This is a genomic window from Microbulbifer yueqingensis (assembly GCF_900100355.1).
Lineage (GTDB): Bacteria > Pseudomonadota > Gammaproteobacteria > Pseudomonadales > Cellvibrionaceae > Microbulbifer > Microbulbifer yueqingensis.
The window spans coordinates 699,087-711,181 of record NZ_FNFH01000003.1 but is presented as its reverse complement, the minus strand read 5'-3'; the positions used below and the strand labels follow the sequence as shown (position 1 = coordinate 711,181).

Here is a 12,095-nt window from a genome sequence, read left to right as displayed (position 1 = left end):
ATGGGCGCAACCCACTGGAGTGGCTGGCTGGTCCGGGCCCAGCTGGTACTGGTCGGGACCATCCTTGTGGCCGGCCTGGCCCTGCGGCTGGACCTGGCGCACTTCCGGCCGGTGTTCCAGGTATTCAAGTACGCGGGGCTGGGAATGCTCGGTGTGGCACTGGCCAGTATGCTGGTCTTTATCTGGGGGTTGGTGAAGCGCCAGCCGGCGACCCGCACCGCCGCCCTGTGGGCAGTGGTCCTGGGGCTGCTGCCGGTGGCGGTGCCACTGCTCACCGTGGGCAGGGACAATTTCAGCGTTCCGCCGATCCACGATATCACCACCGACCTCGAAAACCCGCCCCGCTACCGCGCGGTGCTGGCGTTGCGGGAGGAGGGCGACAACAGCGCGCGGTACGATGGCGAGCAGGTGGCACGGCAGCAGCGGGAAGCCGATATCTACGAGGATATCCGCCCGCTGGAGCTGGACCAGTCGGTCGCAGAGGTGACCGCAATGGCGGCCGAGGCCGCAAAAGACCTGGGCTGGAGAATAGTGGCGCGGGACGACCGGGCAGGGCACCTGGAGGCTGTCGACCGCACCCCCTTGCTGGGGTTCCGTGACGATGTGGTGGTGAGGGTGACCACGCAGGACGGTGGCTCGCGGGTGGATGTCCGCTCCAGCTCCCGCGTGGGTGTCAGTGACCTGGGGGCCAACGCCGAGCGCATCCGCCGGTTCCTGACCGAACTGGAGGAATTGTCACTGGAACGGGAGCGGTAGGGGCGCGAACCTGTGAGTCGGGTAAGTGCCTGACTATAAAAGAAAAAAACAGGAATTTTTTTTCGATCGGGTGTTGACAGCTTACCGGGTGCTCCATAGAATGCGCCCCACTTCTGAAGCACAGCGGATCACTGAGACGCCAGCTGAGGAAGGAGATCCGGGTCCCCTTCGTCTAGAGGCCTAGGACACCGCCCTTTCACGGCGGTAACAGGGGTTCGACTCCCCTAGGGGACGCCATTGCGGGAATAGCTCAGTTGGTAGAGCGCAACCTTGCCAAGGTTGAGGTCGCCGGTTCGAACCCGGTTTCCCGCTCCAGTTTCTTTCGTGACGATGTGGTGCAATATCGTGTCGGTGCGAAGTATGCCGAGGGCAACCGAGGCAATGCCACGACAGTGTGGTAGCGCGAGGCGTAACGCCAAGTGCAAGTTTTCTGTCCCCATCGTCTAGAGGCCTAGGACACCGCCCTTTCACGGCGGTAACAGGGGTTCGACTCCCCTTGGGGATGCCAATGCAGCGGGGTTGCTTCGGCAACCCCGCGACACAGGATCGCGGGAATAGCTCAGTTGGTAGAGCGCAACCTTGCCAAGGTTGAGGTCGCCGGTTCGAACCCGGTTTCCCGCTCCAGATAAAAAGCCGCTCACTGAGCGGCTTTTTTATTGCCTGCGACACCATCATATTCATCACTTCTTCGCCTCGCGCCACCCATTGCCATTGTAACGCCGGCAATGCTTGGGCCTGGGTTCCCCCAGGTTCACGTCACCCTTGCCGCCTCCGGTGATGTCTGCTCCCGCCGGGCCGGCTTCGTGAGGCCGGCCAGCCACCTATACTTGCGGCCGGACAAGGCTGCCGGGTGGCAGCGGACCCAGGGAGGGCGAGCGCGACAGTGAGCGGAATCAGGTGCGGTGAGGTGTGGCGGCTGCTAGTGACAGTACTGATGGCCCTGGCGGCGGGCTGCTCTTACCTGCCGGAGCAGGCGGCGCCACTGGCAGAGTGGTCGCCGGAGCGCAACGCCCGGGTGCGGGAAATGATGGCTCGCGACCGATCCCCGGAGATCGCTGTGTTGCTGGCGTTTTCTGGCGGTGGCACCAGGGCGGCTGCGCTGTCTTACGGTGTGCTGCAGGAGCTCGACCGTACACGGATTCGTACCAGTCGCGGCGTGCGCACCATGCTGCAGGAGGTGGACGTGATCTCGTCCGTCTCCGGCGGCAGCTTCACCGCCGCCTACTACGGCCTCTATGGCCGGCGCATCTTTCTGGACTTTGAGGAGCGCTTCCTGCGCAGGGACGTTCAGGCCGAGCTGGTGCGGCGGACGCTCGCCCCTTCCAACTGGCAGCGACTCGCCAGCCCCACCTTTGGGCGCGCTGACCTGGCGGCGGAATATTACGACGAGCTGCTGTTCGACGACGCCCCCCTTGGGGCGCTGACGAGGCCGGACTCGCCCTGGGTGGTAATCAACAGCACGGATCTCACCAGCGGTGTGCGGGTGCCTTTCATCCAGGAGATGTTCGACCTTTTCTGTGTGGACCTCTCGCGCTACCCGCTGTCCCGGGCGGTGGCGGCGTCTTCGGCGGTACCGGTGGTATTTTCCCCCATCGCGATACAGAGCTACGCAAGTACCTGCGGCTTCCAGCAGCCCCGTTGGGTAGACGTCGCACTTGCCTCGGAAGAGCTGACTTCACAAAAAGTGGCCGCGCGCAACCTGGAGGGCTATCTGGACCGGGACCGGCGGCCCTGGCTGCATCTGGTGGACGGAGGGATTTCTGACAATCTGGGCTTGCGCAGCTACTACCGCACCATGGCGCTGACCCGGGATCCGTCGGTGGATGCCCGGCTGCTGCCCCATGTCGATGCCCGCCATGTACTGGTGATACTGGTCAATGCCAATTCCCATCCCCACCGGGACTGGGCGCATACTCCCGATTCCCCGCCGCTGCTCGAGGTTATCAGCAGTGTCAGCGGTAGCCAGATCGCCCGCTTCAGCGACGACACCATCCTGATCACCCGCAAGATCTTCGAGCAATGGGCGAGGGATAACTCGACGCCCGAGCGGCCGCATACGTTCAACTTCGTGGAGGTGAGTTTCGACCGCGTGCGCAACAGTGAGGAGCGGAAGTTCCTCAACAATATCGGCACCAGTTTCAGGTTGACAGATACCGAGGTGGACCGGTTGATCGCCGCGGGCAGGGAGCTGCTGGCCCAGTCCGGTGCATACCAGGATTTCGTAGAGCTGGTCCAGGGACTGGAATGATCGTTCGCCGGTGGGGCAGGGCGAAGCCGGTTCGCTGCGTATAACCGCACTGTTTGTCCGGTTGCAATATGTGGCGTAAGCGCGTTGAATAAGCGCCCTCATCGTCTGGAGGAAGTAATGACAGCCGCGCTTTCCATCCGCAATCTCGAAAAAACCTACGACAATGGTTTCCAGGCCCTCAAGGGCATCAGCTTTGATGTGCAGCCGGGCGACTTCTTTGCCCTGCTCGGCCCCAATGGTGCCGGCAAGTCCACCACCATCGGTATTATCTGCTCCCTCGTGCGCAAGACTGGTGGCAGCGTCTCCATCTTCGGGATCGATATCGACCGGGACTTCGCCGCGGCAAAGCGACTGCTCGGGGTAGTCCCGCAGGAATTCAACTTCAGCCAGTTCGAGAAGGTGTACGACATCGTCTGCACCCAGGGCGGTTTCTACGGTATGCCGCGCAAACTGGCGGAAGAGCGCACCGAGAAGTACCTGAAACAGCTGGGTCTGTGGGACAAGCGCAGCACCCAGGCGCGGATGCTTTCTGGCGGTATGAAGCGCCGGTTGATGATCGCGCGCGCGCTGATCCACGAGCCGAAACTGCTGATCCTGGATGAGCCCACCGCCGGCGTGGACATCGAGTTGCGCCGCTCCATGTGGACATTCCTGCAGGAGATAAACTCGCAGGGCACCACCATCATCCTCACCACCCACTACCTGGAAGAGGCAGAGAGCCTGTGCCGCAATATCGCCATCATCGACAAGGGCGATATCGTCGAGAACACATCCGTCCGCGCACTGCTGAAAACCCTGAACCGGGAGGTGTTTATCCTGGATGTGCGCGAGACCCTCGACCAGTGCCCGGATCTCGGCGGCTTCGAGGGGCGGCTGCTGGACGAGAACAGCCTCGAGGTGACAGTGGAGAAGGGCCAGTCCCTCAATGACCTGTTCACGCGGCTGGGAGAGCAGGGTGTGGCGGTAGTGAGCATGCGCAACCGCGCCAACCGGCTGGAGGAGTTGTTTGTGTCACTCCTCGCCGAGGAAAGGCAGGAGGGAGAGGAGTAATGATGTCGTCTGCCGTATGGACCTCGTTTGCCACTATCCTGCGTCGGGAAGTGCGCCGCTTTACCCGCATCTGGCCCCAGACCCTGGTGCCACCGGTGATTACCATGTCGCTGTATTTCGTGATTTTCGGCTCGCTGATCGGCAGCCGCATCGGTGAGATGGGCGGCTTCAGCTATATGGAATTCGTGGTGCCGGGCCTGATCATGATGGCGGTTATCACCAATTCCTATTCCAACGTGGCGTCGTCCTTTTATAGCGCCAAGTTCCAGCGCAACGTGGAGGAGCTGCTGGTCTCGCCCACTCCCAACTGGATCATCATGGCCGGTTACGTGCTGGGCGGCGTCTCCCGCGGGCTGATTGTCGGCTTTGTGGTCACGCTGATCGCGTTGTTCTTCACCGACCTCGATGTGCAGCACCTGGGGCTGACGGTGGCCATCGTATTCTGTGCCGCGGTCCTGTTTTCGCTGGCGGGGTTCATCAACGCCATCTTTGCCAACAGCTTTGACGATATTTCCATTATCCCGACGTTCGTGCTGACGCCGCTGACCTACCTGGGCGGGGTGTTTTACTCGATCGAACTGCTGTCGCCCTTCTGGCAGGGACTGTCGAAGCTGAACCCGGTGCTGTACATGGTCAACGCCTTCCGCTACGGCGTGCTCGGCGTGTCCGACATCAATGTCGCCTGGGCGTTTGTTGGTGTTCTGGTCTTTATCGCACTACTGTTTGGCTGGGGCCTGCACCTGATGAGCCACGGCAAGCGGCTGCGTCACTAACCAACCCCGGCAAGTAACCGCACTAAGAGAAGCACCATGGACCGCGAAGACTGGCAGGACCTGCCCCTGGGGCAGGAGACCTCCTACGAGAGCCGCTACAATCCCGATCTGCTGCACCCGATCCCACGGCATGTGTCGCGCGCCCACCTGGGCCTGATGGAGGGCGAGCTGCCGTTCTGTGGCCACGATGAGTGGTGGGGGTTCGAGCTGTCGTGGCTCAATCCCCGGGGCGTACCGCAGGTGGCGGTGGGCCGCTTCACTTTCCCTGCCACCAGTCCCCACATGGTGGAGTCCAAATCGTTCAAGCTGTACCTGAATTCATTGAACCAGACCGAGTTCGGTTCGCTGGATGAGGTGCGGGACACGCTCGCCAGCGACCTGAGGGCGGCCGCCGGTGCCGAGGTCGGGGTTACCCTCTTCGACGTCGAGAGTGACGAACTGGCGGTGCAGGCACCGAGGGGCTTTTGCCTCGACAGACTGGATATCGAAACCCACCGCTACGAACCCGATGCCGCGCTGCTCCGCCTGGATTGCGATGACGGGGAGGCTGAGGGGCGGCTGGTGGAGGAGACCCTTTACAGCCACCTGCTGCGGAGCAATTGCCCGGTGACCGGCCAGCCCGACTGGGGGACAGTCTTCATCCACTACCAGGGCCCGGCGCTGGACAGGGAAGCGCTGCTCGCCTATGTGATTTCTTTCCGCGAACACCAGGATTTCCATGAACACTGCGTGGAGAGGATGTTCTGCGACCTGATGGGCCTGGCGGACTTCAAGGCGCTCACCGTGTGCGCGCGCTATACCCGCCGTGGCGGGCTGGACATCAATCCGCTGAGAAGCAGGAAAGCCGTGGCGGAGCTGGCGGGGCGACTAGCCCGACAGTAACTCCGAGCTCCCGGGCTGGCGCCGGTCGCGCAATCCCTGCCGAATGCCCCCCGAGGGTCTTTAATATCGGTATGGTTCTTTATTCCGGTCGAACTGGGAGGTTCTTATGGTTGACACAGGCGGTGCGGGGAAGTCGATGACGGCCCTGGGCGTTCTCACGATCATTCTCGGCATCCTTGCAATACTCGCCCCAAGTTTCACCGGCCTCTCCATTGCCATGCTGATCGGTGTGTTGGTGCTGGTCGGCGGTATATTCCGCCTGATCTGGTCTTTCCGCGCCGGCAGCCTTGGCAAGGGCCTGTTGAACCTGGCCCTGGGTGTGCTGACGATCGTTGCCGGGGTCATCCTGCTTGCCAACCCGATACTGCTGTCCGGCCTGCTGACGATCCTGCTGGTTATCTATTTCATTGCCGATGGAATTGCCGAGCTGGCAGTGGGAGTCAGTGCCCGGGGTGCCGGTAGCCGCGGCTGGCTGATCCTGGGCGGCATAGTATCGATACTGCTCGGCGTGCTGCTCTGGGCGCAGTTTCCCTTCTCCGGCGTCTGGGCCCTCGGCATCCTGTTCGGGATCAAGCTGTTCTTTATCGGCATGATCATGGTCGTCGGCGGCAGGGCCGTACGCGCCTGAGCCATGCCAGCCCCCGCCGGGCCGGCGAAGCCCCAGCAAGGGTGAACATACTTCCTCGCCTCGCTCACAGGGCTGTGCGGCTACTGGGCTGCGCCGGCATGGGTGCCCTGCTGGCACTGTTGGTGCTGCTGTCGCTCTACGTAAAGCGCCTGCCGGACCTGCAGGTCTGGCATACCGCCGTCCTGGATGCCGAATACACCCGGGAATCCCCGGTTACCTCCTTTGCCGAATACCTGGCCCTGGAAGACCGCCTGTTTGCACAGCTGGACCGGGAGGTGTACGCCCAAACCCGGCCCGCCGGCGCGTTCAGCATCAACCGCTACCGCCGCGGCAGCCTGGCGGATCCCGCCCGCTGGCCAACCAACTGGAACCGCAGCTTCCTGCTGCAGGCAGAAAATGCCCGCGCAGCGGTGCTCCTGTTACACGGGTTGACTGATGCCCCCTATAGCCTCCGGCACCTTGGCCACAGGCTGCATCGGGCGGGTGCTACCGTGTTGGGCTTGCGGATTCCCGGCCACGGCACTGTGCCCTCGGGCCTGGTGGACGTGGACTGGCAGGACATGGCGGCTGCGGTGCAGCTGGCCATGCACCAGTTGTCGGCATCCGTAGGTGGGCGGCCAATTCATATCGTCGGTTACTCCAACGGTGCGGCGCTGGCTGTCCACTATGCGCTGGCCGCGCTGGATGATGCCCGCCTGCCCCCGGTGCAGTCCCTGGTCCTGCTCTCGCCGGAGATCGGGGTCGCCAGGGTGGCGGCGCTCGCCGTATGGCAGGCCCGGCTGGGACGCCTGCTGGGAATCGAAAAGTTGGAATGGGACAGCGTCAAGCTGCTGGAATACGAGCCGTTCAAGTACGGCTCGTTCGCGGTAAACGGGGGCACCTTAACCCATGAGCTGACCAGGCAGATCCAGCGCCGGCTGGGCGAGCTCGCCAAGGGGGACGGACTGCAGGACATGCCCCGCGTGTTGTCATTTTCGTCGGTGGTGGATGCCACCGTCCAGGCCCCGGCGGTGATCAGTCACCTTTTCAATCTCCTGCCTGCCGACGGGAATGAACTGGTCCTGTTCGATATCAACCGCCAGGCGGAGGTGGAGCACCTGCTGACCTGGGACCCGGGGAAAATGATCGATGCATTAAGGCAGGTGCCGCAGCGGCGCTACGCCCTGACACTGGTGACCAATGCCGACCCGGCTGCGCCGCAGGTGGTGGCCCGGCAGTGGCTACCGGGGCAGGGGAGGGCCAGAGAACTGCCGGTAGGGCTGCAGTGGCCAGCAGGAGTGTATTCGCTCTCCCATGTGGCCCTGCCATTCTCCCCGGAAGACCCGGTTTACGGTGGTGATCCGGATCCCGGCCCGGGCATCCAGCTCGGCAACCTGGCCCTGCGTGGTGAGCGCGGGGTCCTGGCCATCAGTGCAGCGACGCAGCTGCGCCTGCGCTGGAATCCCTTTTATGACTGGCTGGAAAATCGCACTGTGCAGTTTATGGGGCTGGAGTGATGGGTAGTCGAATGGCACCGCCGGCAGCAAGGAAGTCGAGCCAGCCGGCGGAGGGTGTTATCACATAATAACCTTGCTCTTGAGCGTCTGGACCGCTTTTTCCAGCGCCTGCAGCACCTTGTCCTTGTCGTAGTTGCGGATCTTGTCCAGGTCCATATGGATGGAGAAGCCCGGGGCGTGATCCTCCAGGTAACTCTGCTGCCCGCCCAGGTTCTTGCGCAGGTCGGTTACCTGGTAGACCTTCACCGGTGTACTGAAGCCCTTGACGGTTACATGGCCCTTGTCGCGGCACATGACTGACTGCTTGATCAGGGCCCAGGTCTCGTGGCTGATCAGGATCTCGCCAGGCTGGGCGGCGCCCTCGAGGCGGGCGGCCAGGTTTACGTGGGTGCCCATCACGGTGTAGGACTGGTGGTTGGCGGTGCCGAAGATGCCAACTGTGCAGTAGCCGGTATTAATGCCCATGCGCACTTGCAGCGGGCGGGCAATGCCCTTGTTGTACCACTCCTGCTTCATCTCGCGCACGCGCTTGCGCATGGCCAGGGCCATGGCCACGCAGCGAAGCGCGTCCGACTTGGGCCCCTTGCTCTCGTCATCGCCGAATACCACCATCACCGCGTCACCGATGAACTTGTCGATGGTGCCACCGTACTGGCCGGCGATACGGGCCATCTCCGACAGGTAGCTGTTGAGGAGCTGGGTCAGGGTATCGGCTTCGAGCTCTTCTGTGAGCTGGCTGAAGTCCTTGATATCCGAAAAGAATACAGTAAGCAGCTTGCGCTCGGTGACCAGCTCTTCCTCACGGCCGGTGGTGACAGCGCGCCACAGGCGTTGTGGCAGGTACTTCGACAGCTTGTAGGTACGCATCTTGGATACGTGCTGCTCGGCGGTGAGCGAACGGTTGGCGCGTTTCAGCTGGTCGAGCTGGGTATGGGTGTAAAAGGCATAGATGCAGAAGTAGGTGAAGACGCTAATCAGGCTGGCGGCGCTGATATTCAGGTCTGCATTGATCACCAGGGCGGGGCGGTGCAGCAGGTAACCGATAGCTACCCCTACCAGTAGCCCCGTATTGTGCTCAAACCACCGTCGCCCCCCGCCCTGGGTGAGGGAATTGAACTGGATCATGGTGACGAACAGCATGGTCGGCAGCAGGCTGAAGTCCACCAGCGCCAGCACGATGCCCACCAGGGCGCTATCGAAGAAGGACAGCCAGCGGTTGACCAGGTCTTCGGAGCCGGGGCTCGACTGGCGCGCGATGTAAAACGCCACGCCGGTATAGACCAGCAGTACCACCGCCATGCCGGCGAGCAACCAGTCATCACCTTGCCACTGCGACGACCAGTTGACGGCATTGACCAGGGTGCCTGCGGAGGCAAAGCAGATCAGGGTGCGGAAATAAAGTGGATACAGAGATTCCAGGCTGCGCCCCGGCGTAATCTCCGGCTCATCCAGGATCGACATTGGTGGTTATCTTTTGTCCTTGAATGAAAAATAACCAGCATCTTTTACTGGCATCTATCTTATTATCTGGCATCTTTTTATTCGGTACCTGTCCCTTAAGGACAGAGCTGCAGTGTACTCCCCAACAAGGGAAAATGCGAAACCTGTTGCATTTTTTATGGTGACAGGTGGGACAGCTTAGAACAATGAGTGCGTTGTCTGCATGGGGTAGAATACGCCTAGATTCAGATAACAAGCACAACAGGAGAGTCCATGGACGCGCTGTTCGCCCTGCACAACCGGGTATCCTCCGGCAAGCTGATCGATCCCTCGCCTTCTGCCGGCCAGCGCGAGAACATCTACCGCGCCGCCTTGCGGGCCGCCGACCACGGCTGCCTGCGCCCCTGGCGCTTCCTGGAAATAGAGGGGGACGCCCGCGAGAGGCTTGGGCAGGTCTATTTACGCGCGATGGAACAATCCGAAGGGCCGCTCTCGGAGGCCAAGCGTGAGAAGACCCTCGCCATGCCCCTGCGTGCACCCCTGGTACTGGTGGCCATCACCACCCTGCAGGACCACCCCAAGGTGCCCCATATCGAGCAGCGCCAGTCTACGGCCGGCGCCGTGCAGGCCATGATCACTGCCGCCTTCGCCGAGGGCGTCGGTGCCTACTGGCGCACCGGCCCCCTGGCCAGTGACCCGCTGGTTGCGGAGGGCCTGGGTCTCGCCCCCAATGAGCGTATCGAGGGCTTCATCTACCTTGGCACCCCGAAAAAGCCCCCCCGCGAGGCCCCGGACTTGGCCCTGATGGACTTCTTCAGCTCCTGGACGGGCGAGTAGGGGGGCGAACAGGCCCCAGGGGGCCGATTTTTCACTCTTTTTGCCCCAAAAGCTTGCGTCCGGGCTTCCCATTATGTAAAGTGCGCGCTCGCTGAACGGGAGCTATGTTCCTGATTAGCAAGACAATTTTCCCTGCGAGCGTCCACCGGCCGGGGAGATTGATGCAGGCGTGCAGAGGCAGCAACCAGCGCCCAATACGCGACAAGCAGTTTCGGTGAGGTGTCCGAGTGGCCGAAGGAGCACGCCTGGAAAGTGTGTATACCGAAAGGTATCGAGGGTTCGAATCCCTCCCTCACCGCCATTAAACAAAAAAGCCCGGCAATCGCCGGGCTTTTTTGTTTAACCGCGTTGCGGGGAGGGTGAGAACCCTCGTGGTTCGACCAACTCGCGTAAGCGAGTTGGGACCGAGGCGCCTGCGCCGAGCCCGTAGGGTCAAAACACGCCGTAGCGTGTTTTGAGTCCATCCCTCCCGTATCCTCGCTCCGATCTGATTTTGTGCCCATGCCGGACCGTTTTGTTTAACGACGGCGAGGGGGACTAGGATGAGAACCCCCGTTCGAGCCGACCGATTCGCGAACCGAATCAGGGCGCCGGAGCCTGCGACGGCGGGGCAAAGCCCCGAGCACGCAGTGCGAGTCCACGCAGCGGAGCTGCCGGAGACCAGCGAGCGAAGCGAAGCTAATCCCTTCAGGGGCGATACCCGCTTGACGCTCCTTGAGGCACAGAATGAAAGCCCGGCAATCGCCGGGCTTTTTTGTTTAACCGCGTTGCGGGGAGGGTGAGAACCCTCGTGGTTCGACCAACTCGCGTAAGCGAGTTGGGCCAAGAGGACCACGTCGAGCCCGGGTGAAACACGCCTGTGCGTATTTAGGTCCCATCCCTTCCGTATTCTCCCCGGTCTGCCCTTTAGCCGGCCAGGCCTCTCTTCGCCTTTTAGATAAAGATAGTTTGGCGCATCCCTCCCGATATTTGCTGCTGGAAAGCGCTTGTTGTTGCCAGATCTTCCATTAACAAAAGCCGTTTCTGGAAGCTACTTCAAAAAATTGGCACCTATCCACTCCTGTTGCCGCGACGATCATCGATTAGCGCTAGCGTAACGGCCGTTCCCTACTACCTTGATTAGTCGATCTACGAACTGTGCACTTCATCACGCCGACGGCAGAGCGGCGCCTAAACCTATTTAAGCTTCAATGGATTCGAAGTGAAGGGTGGAGGGGGAGTCAGCAGCAAGGCTGGAAAATAGCCAGCCATTACGGGAGGGGGTTACTGCAAGCCAGGCAGGATGGCCCGTAAAACGATTAGATAAGGAACATCTCTCGTGCCCCGTGAAAACCTGAATAAAGCGATGGATCCGGGATTTACCCTGTTGGAATTGATGATAACGCTTTCAATTGCTTCCATTTTGCTAGCCATGGGGGTACCGAGCTTTCGGAATTTCTTCGATGCACAGGAGCTGAAAGGTGCCAGTGAGCAGGTCTATTCGCATATAAAGCGGGCGCGGGTCGAGGCCCTGAGTCGAAAAAAGAAGGTCGGGGTCAATTTCACGGTTGATGGCGCTGGCGGTTGGGCTTATGGGGTCAGCGACGCGAATGACGGAAGTTGTAACACCGCGCAGCTAGTTGCATCCCAGATTGATGCCTGCACTCTGGTTGTCGATGACGGGGATGGAAATGTCCATGACCTGGGTGGCGCCATCGATGCTGAAGATAAGGTGTTGATGCTATTCCGCGCCACGGAGCATGACGGTATTGATATGACGCTTTCCGACTTTACCAATGGCAGCAGAATTGTATTTGAGCCGGTGCGTGGCACTGCCATGGAAAGTTTCGGCAACCCCAGCACCGGTCGCATCCTCTTGCAGTCAAATGGTGGCCGGCAGCTGATGGTCAAGGTGGGACTGCTGGGCCAGGTCAGGATCTGCTCACCGGATGGCAGCATGCATGGTTACGCGGACAGGGCTCCGGCCGATGACACGGACTGCTGAC

Annotated in this window: 10 protein-coding genes and 5 tRNA genes; 14 read left to right on the top strand and 1 reads right to left on the bottom strand. The window is 61.4% G+C overall.

Annotated elements, in window-relative coordinates; translation table 11 throughout:
- The 11 genes from BLT26_RS10325 (at position 1) to BLT26_RS10275 (ending at position 7,833) form a co-directional block, all read left to right on the top strand.
- Positions 1-756 carry a DUF1499 domain-containing protein gene (locus BLT26_RS10325; protein ID WP_091513148.1) on the top strand — a complete coding sequence of 252 codons (756 nt, stop codon included), beginning with the start codon at positions 1-3 and terminating at the stop codon, positions 754-756.
- Between the two features lie 161 nt (positions 757-917).
- A tRNA-Glu gene (locus tag BLT26_RS10320) sits at positions 918-993 on the top strand.
- A 2-nt stretch (positions 994-995) separates the two neighbouring features.
- Positions 996-1,071: transfer RNA gene (locus BLT26_RS10315), tRNA-Gly, on the top strand.
- A gap of 117 nt (positions 1,072-1,188) precedes the next feature.
- Positions 1,189-1,264, top strand: a tRNA-Glu gene (locus BLT26_RS10310).
- 40 nt (positions 1,265-1,304) lie between these two features.
- Positions 1,305-1,380: transfer RNA gene (locus BLT26_RS10305), tRNA-Gly, on the top strand.
- A 259-nt stretch (positions 1,381-1,639) separates the two neighbouring features.
- A complete protein-coding gene (locus tag BLT26_RS10300) occupies positions 1,640-3,004 on the top strand; it encodes a patatin-like phospholipase family protein (RefSeq protein ID WP_091513144.1) in 1,365 nt (454 codons plus the stop codon).
- 117 nt (positions 3,005-3,121) lie between these two features.
- Positions 3,122-4,054 (top strand): ABC transporter ATP-binding protein, encoded by a 933-nt coding sequence (locus BLT26_RS10295; protein WP_091513139.1) that lies wholly within the window; start codon positions 3,122-3,124, stop codon positions 4,052-4,054.
- Positions 4,054-4,827, top strand: a complete 774-nt coding sequence (locus BLT26_RS10290; RefSeq protein ID WP_091513136.1) for an ABC transporter permease — start codon at positions 4,054-4,056, stop codon at positions 4,825-4,827. Before BLT26_RS10295 ends, BLT26_RS10290 begins: the two co-directional genes overlap by 1 nt.
- A gap of 36 nt (positions 4,828-4,863) precedes the next feature.
- On the top strand, positions 4,864-5,709 hold the full coding sequence (gene queF, locus BLT26_RS10285; protein ID WP_091513133.1) for an NADPH-dependent 7-cyano-7-deazaguanine reductase QueF: 846 nt from the start codon (positions 4,864-4,866) through the stop codon (positions 5,707-5,709).
- 106 nt (positions 5,710-5,815) lie between these two features.
- The gene (locus BLT26_RS10280; RefSeq protein WP_091513132.1) at positions 5,816-6,337 is read left to right on the top strand and encodes an HdeD family acid-resistance protein; all 522 of its coding nucleotides are present in this window, start codon (positions 5,816-5,818) and stop codon (positions 6,335-6,337) included.
- Positions 6,338-6,378: 41 nt separating this feature from the next.
- Positions 6,379-7,833, top strand: a complete 1,455-nt coding sequence (locus BLT26_RS10275; protein WP_139169492.1) for an alpha/beta hydrolase — start codon at positions 6,379-6,381, stop codon at positions 7,831-7,833.
- Between the two features lie 60 nt (positions 7,834-7,893).
- Here BLT26_RS10275 and BLT26_RS10270 read toward each other — a convergent pair whose 3' ends face one another.
- A complete protein-coding gene (locus BLT26_RS10270; protein ID WP_091513125.1) occupies positions 7,894-9,294 on the bottom strand; it encodes an adenylate/guanylate cyclase domain-containing protein in 1,401 nt (466 codons plus the stop codon).
- 252 nt (positions 9,295-9,546) lie between these two features.
- On the opposite strand from BLT26_RS10270, the gene BLT26_RS10265 reads away from it, so the two are divergent.
- The 3 genes from BLT26_RS10265 (at position 9,547) to BLT26_RS10255 (ending at position 12,094) form a co-directional block, all read left to right on the top strand.
- On the top strand, positions 9,547-10,110 hold the full coding sequence (locus tag BLT26_RS10265; RefSeq protein ID WP_091513121.1) for a nitroreductase family protein: 564 nt from the start codon (positions 9,547-9,549) through the stop codon (positions 10,108-10,110).
- A 213-nt stretch (positions 10,111-10,323) separates the two neighbouring features.
- Positions 10,324-10,411 (top strand) — tRNA-Ser (locus BLT26_RS10260).
- A gap of 1,017 nt (positions 10,412-11,428) precedes the next feature.
- Positions 11,429-12,094, top strand: a complete 666-nt coding sequence (locus BLT26_RS10255; protein ID WP_091513118.1) for a GspH/FimT family pseudopilin — start codon at positions 11,429-11,431, stop codon at positions 12,092-12,094.
- Position 12,095: the final 1 nt, after the last annotated feature.